Below are 16850 nucleotides of genomic sequence, written 5' to 3'. Positions count from 1 at the left end.
TCGGTCCCGGCCCCGGCAGCGGCGTCCTCCAGGGCGCCGCCGGCCTCGGCCGACCCCACCACCACGTCATGCCAGAACGACAACTCATGCGGATAGAGCTCTCCGGCCTCCTGGCGCTCGGCCATGGCGGCGAAGTACCCGCCGGCCAGCTGCACGCTGAGTACCGGGAAGAGGTACTCGGGTATGGAAAGCGATCCGAGTCCGATGGTGCCCGACCCGAGCGATCCGGTCGGGTTCACGTACACCGAACCGGGCAGACTTCCCGAGGACGCCACGGAGGCGGCCGCGGACCCGCCCGCCGATCCCAGGGCCTCGAGGGGCGCCACGGAGCCCAGGACCTGACCCACGGACAGTGCGGTGTCCGGCACGACGCCGCTCCCGAGATCCCGTAGCCCCTCGGATCCCGCCCCGACGCCGGGGTTCCCGATGACGATCTCGTCGGGGATCAGTCCGATGAGGCCGTCGACGCTGCTGTTGCCGGTCTGGGTGGGCAACGAGGAATCGGAGCCCGAGGTCTCCTGCCCGTGGGCCGCGGCCGGGATACCGACGGCCGCCAGTGCGGTTGTGGCGACCACCGCGCCGATGCGCCTCGCCCTGAGTCCGGAAACACTGTTCTGGGGCATGTGTGCTGGCCTCTCGTCACGAGCAGGGCCCTCCGGCCCACGCACGCAAAGCGTACTACTACAGGGTCGGCCCCCTGGGCCGGGTGTCATCGCGGGCCGGCCGCCCGGACGGACACACCCGGGGCGGGCGCGCGGCCGGACGGGTCCCAGGTCTACTGGAGCGCCGAACTCAGTCGCGCGACGTTGTCCACATAGCGCCCCGGCCAGGGTCGGCGCTGCCAGGTCTCCAGGTCGAGAGAAGTGCTGTCCTCGAGGTAGGCGTCCACCGCCTCGTTCATCTCGGCCACCGCCTCTCCGCCGAGGACCAGCAGGCTGATCTCGAAGTTCAGGTTGAACGACCGCTGGTCCATGTTGCTCGACCCCACCACCCCGGTGAAGTCGTCGATCAGCAACATCTTGGTGTGCAACACGGCGGGCGAGCGGAACCTGTTGATCCGGACCCCGGCCTCGAGCAACGCACGGAAGTAGGAGCGCTGGGCGTGGTGGACCAGGAACTGGTCGGCGTGTTCGGGAACGAACAGTTCCACATCGACACCCCGGAACGCCGCCGACGTCACCGCGTGGAGCAGCGCCTCGTCCGGGACGAAGTACGGACTGACGATCCTGATCCGATGCTCGGCCTGGCCGATGAGCTGGGTGAACATCCGCAGGTTGGGCTGCGTGCGGTACCCGGGCCCGGACGGGACGAGCTGAAACGCGCTGACCGGGTCGCCGGCGGTCGGGTCGCCCGCAGGACGACCGGCGGCCACCGGTAGTCCCCGGGACAGTTCCTCGAGCGTGCCGATGACCTCCCCGCACTCGGAGTACCAGTCCACGAGGAAGACCCCGTCCATCGCGCGGACGATCTCCCCCCGGACCTCCATCATGAGGTCCACCCACTCCCGCCCCAACCGGGCGTTGCGGGGACTGCCGTAATTCCGGGCGATGAGGTTCTGGGAACCGATGAACCCGCGGTCTCCGTCGACGATGAGCATCTTGCGGTGGTTGCGGAGGTCGGGCCGCCGGAACCTGCCCACGAACGGGTTGATCGGCAGCATGAGGTGGAGTTCGACCGGCGTGCGACGCAGACGCCGGCGGAGCAGCGCGAATCCCCGGTACCTCAACGAACCGAGGTGATCGACCAGCACCCGCACCGCCACCCCCCGCTCCGCGGCCTCGACGGCGGCGTCGAAGAAATCATCGGTCTCGTCATCCCAGGACTGGGCGTAGAACTCGATGTGCACGTGGTCACGGGCGGACCGCACCGCCGCCGTCATCGCCGCCAGCGACGCGGAGTAGTCCGAGTGCAGCGCCACGAAATCTCCTGACATGCAGGGGATCGCCGTGAGCGTACGGTTCATCTCGAGGATGGTCCGCACGCCGGGATCCACCCGCACCGAGTCCGGAACCGTGGGCTGGTCCTCGAGGGCCTCCTCGTAGAGCCTGTTGGCCTCCGCCTGGATGATGTGTCGTCGTCCGGTGATGTACGGGTTGCCCAGCAGCAGGAACAGCGGCACCCCGACGATCGGGATGAACAGGATCACCAGCAGCCAGGCCTGCGAGGACGCCGGTTGCCGGTTCTCCGGGACCATGCCCAGGGCCAGGATCTTGAGCGCGTACTCGGTGATGAGCAGGGCCGAGGTCACACCCGCCGGGAACGGCAGGAAGGCCAGTCGCTCGACCACGGGGTTCATGTGCCGGGCCGGGACAGGACGGCGCCTCTGGCGAGGGATCGGGGATCGACGACGCGACCGTCGGTCATGGTCCAGCGCACCACTCCCGCCAGTGCCCTCTGGGCATATACCGCGTCGGCCGATCCGAGCTCGCGGGCGCCGGGGAGGACGACGAACGCCTCGTCGTCGGCGACGGCCGCGAAGTCGGCCCGCAGGCCCGTCCGGATCTCCCCCCGGTCCTCGAGCCCGACGATCGCGGCCGTCCTCCCTGACATCCAGCAGGCCACGTCCGCGAGATCGCACCCCCTGCGCCGCGCCTCCGTCCACACGACCGACAGTCCGAGCCGGGCGGAGGCGATCGCGTCGATGGTGCCGTCTCGCAGTGCGTCCCAGAGGAGCTCGCGAGTGGCGGCGTCCCGGATCGGGGGGTCCAGCTCGGCGCCGGCGGTCCCCCCGTGGGTGACCTCCGAGACCAGGGCGAGCAGGTGCGGGCTGGTGGAGGCGGTCACCCGCAGACCCTCCGCCTTGGCCGCGCGCAGGAGTGGCAGCTCCTCGGGGTCGGCGAGGGCCCGGAGATGCAGGCGGCCGCCGGTCCCACGACAGACGTCCAGCAGGGCGGGTAGGTCCCCGATGCCGGCATCCGCCGCGAACAGACCGCCGTGACCGGCGACCTCTTCGGCCGCCGCCACCAGGTCCCGGCCGGTCAGGGTGGGGGTCCCCGCGACACCCTTGCCCTCCGCCACCGCGGAGATGCCGAAAACCCCCCGGTCCAGCAGGGCGCCGAGCCGACCCAGGTTGTCGGGCACCGCGGCACCCCACAATCCCACGTCGACGAAGGACTCCCCGGCCACGGCCTCGTGCCAGCGGTCGACCTGTTCCACGGTGGTGGCCGCCGGGTCGCCGTTCGTGCCGTAGTCGACCACCGAGGTGATCCCCCCGAGGGCGGCCGACCGGGTTCCCACCGCGACGTCCTCGGTGCTCACATGAGGGTCGACCAGACCGGGCATCAGTACGATGTCGTCGCCGAGATCGACGGTGTGGTCACCCGCCAACCCGACGTCACGCGCCTCGGACCCCGTGCGCACGGAGGAGATCACGCCTCCGTCCACCGTCACGGCGGCCTGCTGGATGCGGCCGTCGACCACGGCGCGGCGGGCGTGGATCAGGAGCTCGTACTTGGCCACGGATCGGTCCTCCTCCGTCTCGGGGGATCTCGGTGACACCGTCAGGTGCCATTGTCCCCCACGGCTGAGGTCCACCGGGCCGGGGTCGCGGGATAGCGTGAAGGGAACTCGACACCAGACCGGAGGGCCAGCCATGACCGACACCCCCAGCGGATTCGTCCCCACCGCCGACCTCGTCGACGAGATCGGGGAGGGGGTGCGCAGTTGCGACACCCAGTTCCTCGACCTCGGTGGGCGCACCGAGTTCTTCGGACCGATCTCCACCGTCCGGTGCTTCCAGGACAACGCACTGCTCAAGAGTGTCCTGGGCGAACCCGGACACGGCCGGGTCCTGGTGATCGACGGTGACGCTAGCGTGCACACCGCGCTCGTCGGAGACCTCATCGCCGAGCTCGGACGGTCCAACGGCTGGGCCGGGGTGGTGGTGCACGGGGCGATCCGCGACTCGGCGGTCATCGGCGGGATGGACTTCGGGTGCAAGGCCCTCGGGACGAATCCGCGGAAATCGTCGAAGACCGGAGCCGGGGAGCGCGACGTGACGGTGGGCTTCGGCGGGGTCGACTTCGTCCCCGGCGACATGCTCTATGCGGATTCCGACGGGATCGTGGTGCGCTGACCCACACCGACCTCGACTAGGACGCCCCCGCGAGGGACCCGATGGAGCCCACGGCGAGCTCGCCGATCGAGGCCTCCGGACCGTAGCTCCCCAGGGACCCGGGCGCGTACGAGCCGGTCGAGTTGGGCACGTCCACGGACAGGACGACCGAGCCGGTGTTGATGAGCGTCGACAGCAGATCCATCAGCGAGCCGGTACCGAACGAACCGTAGCCCAGGCTCCCCAGCGCGTCGATCGTCGCCGGATCGACCGACATGCAGCGCAGTCCGTTCTGCGTCTGGATCCACACGCAGAACGGGCCCGTCGGTTCATCGGGCGCCGCCGCCGCCGATCCGGCGCCGACGACCAGGGCGGCCGCCATCAGGGCGGACGAGGCCGCGGCGAGCATGGTGGTGCGCATGTCAGGGAACCTCCGGGTAGGCACCCCACCCGGGCGTGGGGCCGTCCTCACGCAGTGTAACGGGTATCACGGTCCGCGTCGGTCGCCCCGGAGAGTTCACGCCTCGCGTCTGATCCACCGCAGGAGCGGACCGAGGGACAGGCGGTCCGTGAGGTCCACCCCGCCCAGTTCGAGCATCGACTCCTCCTCCGGGGTGCGGTCCGCCTTCCGTCGCAGAGCCGCCAACGCGGTCTTGAGCCCCAGGCGCTGGCGGAATCCGAGCTGGTCAGGGGTCACCACGCCGCGCAACTGGAACAATTTGAGGTCGCGGAGCTGGTCGGCGGAGAACTCGCTGGACATGAGGTCTATCCGTGCGTCATCGGTGACCGGGGTGGGACCCACCATGACGACGGCGACCCGGCGACCGGCCTCCACCAGGGCCTCCCAGTTGTCCTTGATGAACGCCGACCCACCCAGACCACCGTCAGGACGCATGCCCGTCACGAGCACGACCGTCCCGGCCACCACGAGCTCGGCGGGATCCACGGAATCGTGATGGGAGCTGCGGGTCTCGAACTCCTCGGCCAACCACCCCGCGTAGCGGCGGGCCCCCGGGTCGTCGTCGTGCAGCACCACCGGGGCCGGACCGGCACCGGACGTCATCTCGGTCACTGAGCTCTCCCCTGTCCGTCCCGGGCGACCACGCGGGCCGCTCGTGCCGCGTACGCCACCACGTCGCCGTCGACCAGCCCTCGACCCCGACGCTCGTCGACGTGTCCGTTGACGGTCACCGCGCCCGACGCGACAGCGTCCTTGGCCTCCGCTCCGGAGTCGAGCAGGGACGCCAGTTTGAGGAACTGGCCCAGGGTCAGCTTGCTGCTCAGATCACACTCGACGTCGTGCACTGGTGGACCGACCCGCGGCGTCACCCGCGGGGTCCGTCCCCGTCCTGCGATATGGCGGCTCATACCGCCGAGCCTATCGGCCCCGCCCTCACGGGGCAGGACCGGTGGGCGGGGCCTGCTCCTCCGGCAGCACCACCCGGCCGCGCCGCGTCACCACGGCCAGGCCCATCCCGCCGGCGACGAGCACCGCGGCGGCCAGACCCAGTGCCACGGTCTGAACGCCGGAGATCCCCAGGGGGGACGAGTCCGACTCGTCCTCCGTCTCCGGTGAGTCCCCTTCCACCGGAAGGGGCGGGAGTTCGCTGAGGACGGGCAGATCCGTCACCTCGACCCGTGCGCCGGAGCCTGTCCCCTGTGCGGAGGCCACAGGACCGCCGGCCATGGCGAGCGACAGGCACAGCGCCACGAGTAAGGCGACGACCAGAGGGATGAACACGGCACCGGACACGGCGGCAGGGCGACGGCGGACCATGTATGCCTTCCGTGACGACGGCCGGGGCGGCCTGAAGCGAGGTGCCTCACATCTTAGGTTCTATTAAGGCAAAACGATACCCCGCGGTGCGGCCACGACCGCGCGTCCCCTGGTCAGCGCTGTGCGACGTCCGTGGGTCGCACGGGCGACGGCAGGGCGGTCTCCCCCATCAGGAAGCGGTCGACCGAGGCCGCCGCGGCGCGCCCCTCGGCGATCGCCCACACGATCAGCGATTGGCCGCGCCCCATGTCGCCTGCGACGAACACCCCGTCGACGTTGGTCGCGTACTTCTCGTCCCGGTCCACATTCCCCCGGTCGCTGAAATCCACCCCGAGGTCGGAGCACAGCCCCGACTTCTGCGCCCCCGTGAACCCCATCGCCAGCAGGACGAGATCCGCCGGGTACTCGAAGTCGGTGCCGGGCACCGCCTCGAAACGCCCGTCGACCATCTTCACCTCGGACCCCTTGAGCGCGGTCACATGGCCGCCCTCACCGAGGAACTCGGCGGTCGAGACACTGTAGATCCGCTCGCCGTTCTCCTCGTGCGCCGACGCCGTCCGGAACATCAGCGGGTAGACGGGCCAGGGGGTCGAGGCGGCACGGGTCGCGGGAGGCCTGGGCATGATCTCGAAGCTCTTGACCGACTTCGCGCCCTGGCGGGTGGCTGTTCCGAGGCAGTCGGCGCCGGTGTCGCCACCGCCGATGATGATCACATGCTTGTCCCGCGCGTGGATCTCGGGCAGACCGTCGGAGTCCACGACCGGATCACCGACGGCGGCCTTGTTGGCCAGCGGCAGGTAGTCCATCGCCTGGTGGATCCCGTCGAGCTCCCGTCCCGGGACCGGGAGGTCCCGGCGCATGGTCGCGCCGCCGCAGAGGACGACCGCGTCGAACTCCGCGCGCAGCTGCGAGGCGGTGATGTCCTTGCCCACGTTGACGCCGGGGCGGAAGACCGTGCCCTCCGCCTCCATCTGGGCGAGGCGACGGTCGATGATCTCCTTCTCCATCTTGAACTCGGGGATCCCGTAGCGCATGAGACCACCGATGCGGTCATCGCGCTCGAAGACCGTGACCGAGTGCCCGGCGCGGGTGAGCTGCTGTGCGGCCGCCAGCCCTGCGGGCCCGGACCCTACGATCGCCACCGACTGTCCGGTACGGAAGGAGGGGATCACCGGCTCCATGTCGCCGTCTTCCCACGCCTTCTCGGCGATCTCCACCTCGACCTGCTTGATCGTCACCGGTGGCTGGTTGATCCCCAGGACGCACGAACCCTCGCACGGGGCCGGACAGAGTCGACCCGTGAACTCGGGGAAGTTGTTGGTCGCGTGCAGACGGTCCACGGCCGCGTCCCACCGTCCCCGGTGCACGAGGTCGTTCCACTCCGGGATGATGTTGCCGAGCGGGCACCCCTGGTGGCAGAACGGGATGCCGCAGCTCATGCAGCGACTGGCCTGGGTCTTCAGGTCGTCTTCCGGGAGGGTCGTCGACTCGTAGACCTCCTTCCAGTCCATGATTCGCAGGTCCACCGGGCGGCGCGCGGGGAGCTCGCGTTCGGTGTGCTTGAGAAAGCCCTTGGGGTCAGCCATTTGCGGCCTCCATGATCGCCTCGTCCACGTTGCGTCCGTCCTTCTCCGCCTGCTCGATGGCGAGCAGCACGCGCTTGTAGTCGCGCGGCATGACCTTGGCGAAGTGATTCACGTTCTGCGCCCACCCGGACAGGATCTCCCGGGCGCGGGCCGAGTCGGTCTCGGCGGCGTGCTGCTCGACGATGCGGTGCAGGAACTCGACGTCCTCTGTCAGCAGCTGCTCGATCTCGACGAGTTCGTCGTTGAGGTTCGCGGGTAGCTGCCCGTCCGGGTCGTAGAAGTACGCGACACCGCCCGACATCCCGGCCGCCACGTTGCGACCGGTCGACCCGAGCACCACCACCTGACCGCCCGTCATGTACTCGCAGGCGTGGTCACCCACGCCCTCGACCACCGCGGTGACACCCGAGTTCCGGACGCAGAAGCGCTCGCCCACGATCCCCCGCAGGAAGATCTCGCCTCTGGTCGCCCCGTAGCAGATCACGTTTCCGGCGATGATGTTGTTCTCCGCCACGAAGTCCGGGGCCGCGTCCAGGGCGGGCCGGACCACGATCCGTCCCCCGGACAACCCCTTGCCCACGTAGTCGTTGGCGTCACCGAACACCCGCTGGGTCACGCCCGCGGCGAGGAACGCCCCGAAGGAGTTGCCCGCCGAACCGGTGAAGGTCAGGTCGATCGTCCCCTCGGGCAGGCCGGCCGCACCGTACGCCTTGGAGATCTCGTGACTGAGCATGGTGCCGACGGAGCGGTTGACGTTGCAGATCGGGTATCGACCGGTGGACGGACCGCTCGACGGGTCGGCGATCACCGACCGGAAGTCCTCGATGAGCGTGCGGTCGAGCACCCCCTCCAACTTGTGGTCCTGCTGCTTGGTGCAGCGCAGGTCCTGGTGCATGAAGGGGGAGTCCGCCTGGGCGAAGACCGGCTCGAGGTCCAGCTTCGCGGCCCGCTTGTTGTGCGCGAACGCCCGGGACTTGTCCAGGCACTCGGAGCGCCCGATCGCCTCGTCGAGGGATCGGAAACCCAGCTCGGCCAGGTACTCGCGGACCTCCTGCGCGACGAACTCCATGAAGTTCACCACGTACTCGGCCTTGCCGTTGAACCGCTCACGCAGCACCGGGTTCTGGGTGGCCACACCCACAGGGCAGGTGTCGAGGTGGCAGACGCGCATCATGACGCATCCGGCCACGACGAGCGGGGCGGTGGCGAAACCGAACTCCTCGCCACCGAGCAGCGCGGCGACGATCACGTCGCGGCCCGTCTTGAGCTGCCCGTCCACCTGCACGACGATCCGGTCGCGTAGCCCGTTGACCAACAGCGTCTGCTGGGTCTCTGCGAGCCCCAGCTCCCACGGCCCACCCGCATGCTTGAGCGAGGTCAGCGGCGAGGCGCCCGTGCCACCGTCGTGGCCGGAGATCAGCACCACGTCGGCGTGGGTCTTGGACACGCCCGTCGCGACGGTCCCCACGCCCTGCTCGGCGACGAGCTTGACGTGGATCCGCGCCTCGGGATTGGCGTTCTTCAGGTCGTAGATGAGCTGCGCCAGGTCCTCGATCGAGTAGATGTCGTGGTGCGGCGGCGGCGAGATCAACCCGACGCCCGGCGTGGACCCACGGACCTCGGCCACCCAGGGATAGACCTTGCCCGGCGGGAGCTGTCCGCCCTCGCCCGGCTTGGCACCCTGGGCCATCTTGATCTGGATATCGGTGCAGTTGGCCAGGTAGTTGCTGGTCACGCCGAACCGGCCGGAGGCGACCTGCTTGATGGCGGACCGGCGCCAGTCCCCGTTGGGGTCGGGGGTGAACCTCGCGATCGACTCGCCGCCCTCTCCCGAGTTGGACCGGGCGTGCAGGCGGTTCATCGCGATCGCGAGGGTCTCGTGCGCCTCCGCGGAGATGGAACCGTAGCTCATCGCGCCGGTGGAGAACCGCTTGACGATCTCCGACACCGGCTCGACCTCGTCGATGGGCACCGGCGAGCGGTCGCTCCTGAGCTCGAACAGGCCGCGCAGGGTGGCCAGACGCTCCGACTGATCGTCGACGAGCGCGGTGTACTCCTTGAAGATCTCGTACCGGCCGGAGCGCGTGGAGTGCTGGAGCTTGAACACCGTGTCCGGGTTGAACAGGTGGTACTCGCCCTCGCGCCGCCACTGGTACTCGCCGCCGATCTCGAGCTCGCGGTGGGCCGCCTCCTCGGGACGCGGCAGGAACGCGAAGCGGTGCCGACGGGCCACGTCCTCGGCGATCTCGTCGAGGCCGATCCCGTCGATCGGGCTGATCGAGCCGGTGAAGTACTCGTCACACAGCTCCTGCGACAGTCCGGTGATGTCGAACAGCTGGGCGCCCGTGTAGGAGGCGAGCGTGGAGATACCCATCTTGGACATCACCTTGAGCACGCCCTTGGCGGCCGCCTTGCGGTAGTTGGCGCAGGCCTCGACCGTGTCGATACCGGTGAGGTCGCCCGTCTTGACGAGCTCGTCGATCGACTCGAAGGCCATGTACGGGTTGATGGCGTTGGCGCCGTAGCCGAACAGCACCGCCATGTGGTGCACCTCGCGGGCGTCACCCGACTCCACCACCAGGCCGACTCTCGTGCGGGTCTTCTCCCGGACCAGGTGGTGGTGCACCGCGGCGGTCAACAGCAGCGACGGGATGGGGGCGTTGCGCTCGTCGGACTCGCGGTCCGAGAGCACGATGATCGCGGCCCCGTCGTCGATCGCCTCCGAGACCTCGCGGCGGATGCGCTCCAGCGCGATCCGCAGGCCCCGGCCGCCGTGCGCGACGTTGTAGAGCCCGCGCACGGTCACCGCACGCAACCCCGGGTGGGTGTCCCCCGCCGCCAGCAGTGAGGCGAGCTCGGCGTTGCCCAGGATCGGGTTGTCGAGCCTGATCTGGCGGCACGAGTCCGGACCGGGGTTGATGAGGTCGCCCTCGGGCCCGAGCGTCACCCCGTAGCTGGTGACGAGCTCCTCGCGGATGGCGTCGAGCGGCGGGTTGGTGACCTGGGCGAACCGCTGGGCGAAGTAGTCGAACAGCATGCGGGCCCGCTGCGAGAGCACCGGCAGCGGGGTGTCGGTGCCCATCGACCCGGTCGCCTCGGCCCCGACCCGGGCCATCGGGGACACCAGGATGCGCAGTTCCTCCTCGGTGTAGCCGAAGACCCGCTGCCGCAGCACCACGCGTTCGTGGCTCATGATCTCCTGGTTGACCTGGGGGAGGTCGCCGAGGCGGATCATGCCGTCGTCGAGCCACTGCTGGTACGGGTGTTCCGCGGCCAGCTGCGCCTTGATCTCCTGGTCGTCGATGATCCGCCCCGCGGCGGTGTCGACCAGGAACATGCGACCGGGGCGCAGGCGGGTCTTGGTGACGACCTTGTCCTGCGGGATGTCCAGGACGCCGACCTCCGAGGCCATGACGACGAGGCCGTCGTCGGTGACCCAGATCCGGGAGGGGCGAAGCCCGTTGCGGTCGAGGACCGCTCCGATGACGGTGCCGTCGGTGAAGGTGATCGACGCCGGACCGTCCCAGGCCTCCATTAGCGAGGCGTGGTACTCGTAGAACGCCCGCTTGGCCGGATCCATGGTCTCGTGACGCTCCCAGGCCTCGGGGACCATCATCATCACGGCGTGCGGGAGAGTGCGGCCGGCCAGCGTCAGCAACTCGAGTGCCTCGTCGAACCGCGCGGTGTCGGACCCACCCGGGGTGCAGACGGGCAGCGCTGCCGACAGGTCCTCGATGTGCTCGCTCGACATGAGCGACTCCCGGGCCCGCATCCAGTTCTCGTTGCCGCGAGCGGTGTTGATCTCTCCGTTGTGTGCGACGTAGCGGAACGGGTGCGCGAGCGGCCAGGCCGGGAAGGTGTTGGTGGAGAACCGGGAGTGCACGATTCCCAGGGCGGACTCGACGCGCTCGTCCTGAAGATCGAGGTAGAAGTCCGGGAGCTGCTTCTCCGTCAGCATTCCCTTGTAGACGAACGTGCGGGGGCTCAGGGACGGGAAGTACACGGTCTCGGAGCCCAGGTCGCCCTTGCCGGGCCCCTTGGATCCGAGTTCGTGCTCGCACCGCTTGCGGACCACGAAGCACTTGCGCTCCAGCGCGAGCTCGGTGAGCAGGGCCCCGTCGGCACCCGCGGCCTTGACGAAGATCTGGTGGATGGTGGGCTGCGCGTCGCGGGAGATCGCCCCGACCGTCGAGTCGTCCACCGGGACCTCGCGCCATCCGATGACGGTGACCCCCTGCTCCGCGGCGATCCGCTCCACCAACCGCATGGCGTCCATCGCGAGCATCCGGGACTGGGGGAGGAAACACAGGCCGGTCGCGTACGCACCGGCCTCGGGCAGCTCCAGGTTCTGTTCCGCCCGCATCACCTCGCGGAAGAACCGGTCCGGCACCTGGATCATCAGGCCCGTGCCGTCACCGGTGTTGGCCTCGGCTCCCACCGCACCCCGGTGTTCGAGGTTCACGAGCGCGGCGATCGCCTTCTCGACGATGTCCCGGGACTGGCGTCCGTACATGTCCACGACGAACGCGACACCACAGGAATCGTGTTCATATTCAGGGCGGTACAAGCCTTTGGGGCCGGGAGTCGTCATAATCTGCTCGCCTTCGTTTGTCGACGGGCGGACTCCGTGGTGGCTGGAGCACCCGCACTCAGATCACCGTGGTGCTCTGGCCCGCAAATAATATGGGGAAAAGGGGTTAGCCGCACAATTCGGTTTCGTCAATCAACGCCGACTGACGTGGGACACGGATTCCACCCTGTGAGATTTCTCTCAGGTCGCACGTGCAACCGGCGCCGAAACGGCGACCGCCCCGCTCCGAGTGGTCCACTCGGAGCGGGGCGGAACGCGCCTCGGTTCGCCGATCGCGTGTCAGGTCACCGGATGAAGGGCAGCGGAGGCAGGGTGACACCGTCCGGCAGCACCACCTCGTAGTCTCCGAGCGATCCCGTGGTGACGATCGCCGCGTTCGCGGCCACCGCGACGCCCCCCGCGGCACCCGGTTCTCCCCCGCGACCGTTGGGGGTTGTCGGCCCGGGGGCCGGCGGCGCCTCGGGAACGGCGACCGGGGCGGGCGGCGCCATGGGCATCCCGGGCAGTGGTGGCAGGACCAGCCCGAGGTCCATGACCGACTGCCCGATCATCGGGGCGGCGGCGATCGAACCACCGACGAGGACCACCGGCAGCAGGATCGGCAGTGACCCGACCGCGGAACCGACCGTCGAACCCAACGGGGCCAGGGATGCGGTCAGGGAACCGACCGGGGCGAGCGACCCCTCGACGGAACCCGGTTCCAATGAACCCGTCGGGAGAGAACCCTCCACCGAGCCTTCGTCGAGCGAGCCGGGCTCCAGCGACCCGGGTTCCAACGACCCCTCGAGGGAGCCCTCCAGCGACCCGGCCTCGGAGCCCACCGACAGCGGCGCCAGTGAGGCGGGATCGAGCGACCCCGGCTCCAGGGAGCCCTCGAGCGAACCCTCATCGGACCCCGCGGACAGCGGCGCGAGCGAGGCCGGATCGAGCGACCCCTCGCCCCCCTCCGAACCGAGCGCGAGGAGCACGGTCAACGCCACGAGCGAACCGGCCTGGACGGATCCCGGCTCGAGAGATCCCTCATCCGAACCCGCGGACAGCGGCTCCAACGAACCGGGTTCCAGCGATCCTGGCTCCAGTGAGCCAGGCTCCAGCGAACCGGGCTCCAGCGAGCCCTCGAGCGAACCCTCATCCGACCCCGCGGACAGCGGCGCGAGCGAGGCCGGATCGAGGGAGCCCGGCTCAAGGGAGCCTTCCAACGAACCCTGCCCCAGCGAGCCGGGGTCGAGGGAGCCGGGCTCGAGGGAACCGGGCTCGAGGGAACCCTCGAGGGACCCTTCTTCACCGGATCCCGCCGACCCGAGCAACAACTCGAGATTCAGTCCCAGTCCGAGGTCGAGCGACCCCTCCTGAGCACCTGCGACCGCCGGGGACCCGGATGCCGCGAGAAGGGCCGCGCCGGCAACGGCCGCCGCACGAATGTGTAGTGCACGTTTCGATGACATCTTCGGTCCTCTGTTCGGTCGGTGTCTCCACGCGGGATGGCTAGCACCAATCCCCCTGCCTCATACCCACATCGTGGAAACTCAGGATAGTGTTACCTTCATCACAGTTCCACCGGTGCGGGCGCGGCATTCTCCTCGCGGTCGTCGGCCAGGCACCCGGCACCGCCTAGGCTCGGCGCGTGACCACCCCGCCCGACACCCCGTCGCCCCGGATTCGACCGCTGCGCCGGATGGCGGACGGGACCGTCAAGCAGACGAACCCCTTCACCGGCACCGAGGTGTGGACGGTCCCGGGCCGCGGTAACCGCCCCGTCGACCATCACCCCGGCGAGGTCCGCCCGGTGGACCCGGTCGCCCCGGAGGCTCACTGCGCGTTCTGCGTGTCCCGACTTCGCGAGACCACCCCGGAGAAGTCGCGCCTGGTACGCGACGGCAGCACATGGAGGACCCTCGACCGGGTCGCCCCGGACCAACTCGACCTGACGACGCCCGAGTTCAGGCTCTTCGGGAACCTCTTCGAGATCGTCTCGCTCGACTACTGGAAAGCGGTCCACGGCTATCGGATCCCGGCCGGAGCCTCCGCGCATCAGTCCGCCTACCTCGAGACCGAGGCCGGTGTCGAACACGTCCGTTCGCTGCTCCGGACCCGGATCGCGGCAGCACAGGGGGATCCGTCCATCGTCGATGCCATGGATACCGCGGAACTGGCCGCGCGCTCGGAGAGCTTCTTCGGCGGCTGCCACGATGTCGTGGTGGCCCGCCGCCACCTCGTCGAGGGCGCCGCCACCACCGGGGGGCATGCCTCCTCGGGATCCCTCGACCCGGCCGAACACCAGCACTTCATCGCGTTCACCGTCCGCGCCATGCGGAACCTGTACCGCGACAACCCCCACGCCCGATACGTGTCGGTGTTCCAGAACTGGCTGCAGCCGGCGGGCGCGTCGTTCGCCCATCTGCACAAGCAGCTCGTGGCGATCGACGAGATCCCGGCGAAGACCGTTCGCGAGGTGGCCGCCCTGGAGAGCGAACCGGACCTCTACGACATCCTCGGGATCGGTCTCGCGGTCTCGGAGGGACTGGTGGTGGCGGCCAACGAGCACGCCGTGGCGGTGGTCGGGGTGGGGCACCGGTATCCCGCCCTCGTCGTCTACTCGCGGTCGGCGGCGAGCGATCCGTGGGAACACTCGCCGGAGGAACTCCGCGGGGTCTCCGATCTGCTGCACGCCTGCCACGCCGCCACGGGCCCTCTGGTGCCGACAAATGAGGAGTGGCACACCCGACCTCCCGGCGTCGCCGCCCCGATGCCGTGGCGGATCGTGCTCAAGTGGCGGATCTCCACCCCGGCCGGGTTCGAGGGGGCGACCGGGATCCACGTCAACACCATCGACCCGTGGGCCCTGCGTGATCGGGTCGCGCCGCGGCTGGAGCAGTTGCGCGCGTCGGGTCTGATCGCCGACATGGCGCTCGGGGCCGAGTGCGGGGACGTGAAGGGGACGAGGCCCCTCGGGTGAGACCGAACCAGGGCGCCGTCGGCCGGGAACGGGGGCCGTCGACTAGATCGCGCGACGCGCCCGGCCCCGGGGGAGCCTGGCCGCGGTGGCCTCTCGGATGCCCGGCACGGAGGCCGGGATGACGACGGGGCCGGAGAGCGCCGGGTCGAGCAGCATCGCGGTCGGCGTCTCCTCCGAGCCCATGTTGATGCTGCGGCAGAGCTCGTAGGCGTCCTCGTCCCGCCAGATGTTCACCCAGTGCACCTCGAGGCCCTCCCGCGCGGCGCGCCGCCGCAGTGCGGAGGAGTACGGACACCCGGGGCGCCACAGGACCACCACGGCGTGCTCGGTGCAGGCGCTGCGCACCGACTGAAGGGGCTCGTGACCGGTCATCCTGAGCGGAGAGTTCCACAGTGCCACCACGGTGGTGAGGGCCAACACCAGCAGCGCCGGTGCGGCTCCGTGACCGAAACCCACGATGATCCACGCGAGCGCACACCCGACTGCCACGACGGCCACGGGGCCGAACCAGTGGCCGGGGACGATCTCGCGCCCCGCTCGTGCGAAGGGGTGTGTCACGCGCACGACCATACGCGTCCGCGTTCCGGGTTCGCCCGCGCATTGACCGAATTGTGATGCGTCCACGATCGGCTCTCCGGTCGTCGCGGGTGGCGGTAGCGTCGGTGCCATGACGGACTCACGCCCGCCGACCCGCACCCCGCAGACCCGCACCCGAAAGGTCCGCGACCTCACCGGGCCGGGTATCACCACGGCGTTCGGGATGGAGGGCACCGATCTGGGGATCACGGCCCGGACACCCTCCGGGCGCCTGCTCGCCGTGTTCGGCGACACCTTCGCGGGGGCGGGGGTGGGTGCCCCCCACGTGGGTCGGCCCCACCCCGGGATCGCGCAGTGCACTCCCACCACCGACGAGCGGCCCGGGCCGGGGAATCCGGACTGGAGATCCCCCGTCGGCCTGTTCGCGGACGACATCGATGCGTCCGGTGGCCTGGTGTGGACGGGTGCGGCCGGCCCCGGCCCACCGGACTACGCGGGTCAGCTCGTCGACTACGTCCACGGGCGCGGCTGCTCCACGGTCCTGCCCGGTGATGTCCTCACCCTCGGTGACACCATGTATCTCCAGGTGATGGTCAACGAGGGTCTCGGGACGGTCACGCGGACCGAGATCCACCGCTCCGTCGACGACGGCGACACCTGGGAGCCGACCGGCGTCACGTTCTCCCCCCTGCTCGAGGGCGGGCACCGTCAGCTGTGGACCTGGGAGTCGGGCGGGGACGGATTCGTCTACGTGCTGTCGACCGGTTTCCAGCGGGACAAGGGGGTCATCCTGATGCGGGTCCGCGAGGAGGACCTGGCCGACCCCGGCGTCAACGGATGGCAGTCGTGGGGTTTCCGAGACGGGGCATGGGCCTGGGGCAACCCCACCACCATCGTGCTGCCGGGCCGTATCGGCGAGATGTACCTGCGGCGGTGCGAGGACTTCTGGACCCTGACCTACTTCGACGCGGAGCACTACCGGATCGACTGCCTCACTTTCGCGCACATCGGAGTGGACCTCCTGGACCGCTCGGTGACCGCCCACACGACGCTCCTGCACGGGTGTGCCTGGGGCGACGAATCCGACGGATCTGATCCGACCGCCGGCCCGGCGCGGGTCGCCCAGCTCTACTGCGGTTGCCCCGTCCCCGGGTCCACCCCGGAGGAGTGGCACCTCGTGGTGAGCCAGTGGAACACCCACGACTCGGCCGCGGGCCCCGCCGGTTGGCCGTACCGATCGATGCAGTTCGTGGGCTCCATCCCCCGACCGCCGGGGGCGTCCGGGCCGGGGTGACCCGCCGCCGGCGGGTGCGACCAGCCCGCTAGGAGCGTGGGTCAGTAACACGCCA

13 protein-coding genes and 1 pseudogene are annotated in these 16850 nt (G+C 69.8%); 3 read left to right on the top strand and 11 right to left on the bottom strand.

Annotated features, from left to right (window positions below; genetic code table 11):
• The 3 genes and pseudogenes from IY392_RS08850 to IY392_RS08840 form a co-directional block, all read right to left on the bottom strand.
• Positions 1-623, bottom strand: a pseudogene (locus IY392_RS08850) (hypothetical protein); the annotation flags it as partial.
• Between the two features lie 152 nt (positions 624-775).
• Positions 776-2296 carry a cardiolipin synthase gene (cls, locus tag IY392_RS08845; RefSeq protein WP_194861013.1) on the bottom strand — a complete coding sequence of 507 codons (1521 nt, stop codon included), beginning with the start codon at positions 2294-2296 and terminating at the stop codon, positions 776-778.
• Positions 2293-3459, bottom strand: a complete 1167-nt coding sequence (locus tag IY392_RS08840; protein WP_194861012.1) for an amidohydrolase family protein — start codon at positions 3457-3459, stop codon at positions 2293-2295. Before IY392_RS08840 ends, cls begins: the two co-directional genes overlap by 4 nt.
• Positions 3460-3592: 133 nt before the next feature.
• Here IY392_RS08840 and rraA point away from each other — a divergent pair, with 133 nt between their 5' ends.
• Complete coding sequence (rraA, locus tag IY392_RS08835; RefSeq protein WP_107755429.1) at positions 3593-4075, top strand: ribonuclease E activity regulator RraA; 483 nt, start codon at positions 3593-3595, stop codon at positions 4073-4075.
• A gap of 16 nt (positions 4076-4091) precedes the next feature.
• On the opposite strand, the gene IY392_RS08830 is transcribed toward rraA, so the two are convergent.
• The 7 genes from IY392_RS08830 to IY392_RS08800 form a co-directional block, all read right to left on the bottom strand.
• Entirely contained in the window at positions 4092-4475 is a 384-nt protein-coding gene (locus tag IY392_RS08830) for a hypothetical protein (protein ID WP_107755428.1), read from the bottom strand.
• A gap of 96 nt (positions 4476-4571) precedes the next feature.
• A complete protein-coding gene (locus tag IY392_RS08825) occupies positions 4572-5117 on the bottom strand; it encodes a hypothetical protein (protein ID WP_107757922.1) in 546 nt (181 codons plus the stop codon).
• 5 nt (positions 5118-5122) lie between these two features.
• Positions 5123-5422: an RNA-binding S4 domain-containing protein gene (locus IY392_RS08820; protein ID WP_370446320.1), complete on the bottom strand. Its 300-nt coding sequence runs from the start codon at positions 5420-5422 to the stop codon at positions 5123-5125.
• A gap of 25 nt (positions 5423-5447) precedes the next feature.
• The gene (locus IY392_RS08815; RefSeq protein ID WP_107755426.1) at positions 5448-5831 is read right to left on the bottom strand and encodes a hypothetical protein; all 384 of its coding nucleotides are present in this window, start codon (positions 5829-5831) and stop codon (positions 5448-5450) included.
• A 113-nt stretch (positions 5832-5944) separates the two neighbouring features.
• Positions 5945-7417 carry a glutamate synthase subunit beta gene (locus IY392_RS08810; protein ID WP_107755425.1) on the bottom strand — a complete coding sequence of 491 codons (1473 nt, stop codon included), beginning with the start codon at positions 7415-7417 and terminating at the stop codon, positions 5945-5947.
• A complete protein-coding gene (gltB, locus tag IY392_RS08805; RefSeq protein ID WP_107755424.1) occupies positions 7410-12011 on the bottom strand; it encodes a glutamate synthase large subunit in 4602 nt (1533 codons plus the stop codon). The genes IY392_RS08810 and gltB overlap by 8 nt, the downstream gene beginning before the upstream one ends.
• A 281-nt stretch (positions 12012-12292) precedes the next feature.
• On the bottom strand, positions 12293-13453 hold the full coding sequence (locus tag IY392_RS08800) for a hypothetical protein (protein ID WP_194861011.1): 1161 nt from the start codon (positions 13451-13453) through the stop codon (positions 12293-12295).
• A 179-nt stretch (positions 13454-13632) separates the two neighbouring features.
• On the opposite strand from IY392_RS08800, the gene IY392_RS08795 reads away from it, so the two are divergent.
• The gene (locus IY392_RS08795) at positions 13633-14964 is read left to right on the top strand and encodes a DUF4921 family protein (protein ID WP_309234111.1); all 1332 of its coding nucleotides are present in this window, start codon (positions 13633-13635) and stop codon (positions 14962-14964) included.
• A 42-nt stretch (positions 14965-15006) separates the two neighbouring features.
• On the opposite strand, the gene IY392_RS08790 is transcribed toward IY392_RS08795, so the two are convergent.
• A complete protein-coding gene (locus IY392_RS08790) occupies positions 15007-15522 on the bottom strand; it encodes a hypothetical protein (protein WP_231750446.1) in 516 nt (171 codons plus the stop codon).
• Positions 15523-15631: 109 nt separating this feature from the next.
• Between IY392_RS08790 and IY392_RS08785 the strand changes: the two genes are divergently transcribed.
• Positions 15632-16795, top strand: coding sequence for a DUF4185 domain-containing protein (locus IY392_RS08785; RefSeq protein ID WP_107755420.1), 1164 nt, complete (start codon positions 15632-15634; stop codon positions 16793-16795).
• The last annotated feature ends 55 nt before the right edge of the window (positions 16796-16850 follow it).

Origin of the sequence: Dietzia sp. SYD-A1 (assembly GCF_015356725.1) — a bacterium.
Lineage (GTDB): Bacteria > Actinomycetota > Actinomycetes > Mycobacteriales > Mycobacteriaceae > Dietzia.
This window is presented reverse-complemented; position numbering and strand designations above follow the sequence as displayed.

Coding starts and splice junctions, on each gene's coding strand:
- cls (WP_194861013.1), bottom strand. CDS start 2,296: ATGAACCCCGTGGTCGAGCGACTGGCCTTCCTGCCGTTCCCGGCGGGT.
- rraA (WP_107755429.1), top strand. CDS start 3,593: ATGACCGACACCCCCAGCGGATTCGTCCCCACCGCCGACCTCGTCGAC.
- IY392_RS08830 (WP_107755428.1), bottom strand. CDS start 4,475: ATGCGCACCACCATGCTCGCCGCGGCCTCGTCCGCCCTGATGGCGGCC.
- IY392_RS08825 (WP_107757922.1), bottom strand. CDS start 5,117: ATGACGTCCGGTGCCGGTCCGGCCCCGGTGGTGCTGCACGACGACGAC.
- IY392_RS08820 (WP_370446320.1), bottom strand. CDS start 5,422: ATGAGCCGCCATATCGCAGGACGGGGACGGACCCCGCGGGTGACGCCG.
- IY392_RS08815 (WP_107755426.1), bottom strand. CDS start 5,831: ATGGTCCGCCGTCGCCCTGCCGCCGTGTCCGGTGCCGTGTTCATCCCT.
- IY392_RS08810 (WP_107755425.1), bottom strand. CDS start 7,417: ATGGCTGACCCCAAGGGCTTTCTCAAGCACACCGAACGCGAGCTCCCC.
- IY392_RS08800 (WP_194861011.1), bottom strand. CDS start 13,453: ATGTCATCGAAACGTGCACTACACATTCGTGCGGCGGCCGTTGCCGGC.
- IY392_RS08785 (WP_107755420.1), top strand. CDS start 15,632: ATGACGGACTCACGCCCGCCGACCCGCACCCCGCAGACCCGCACCCGA.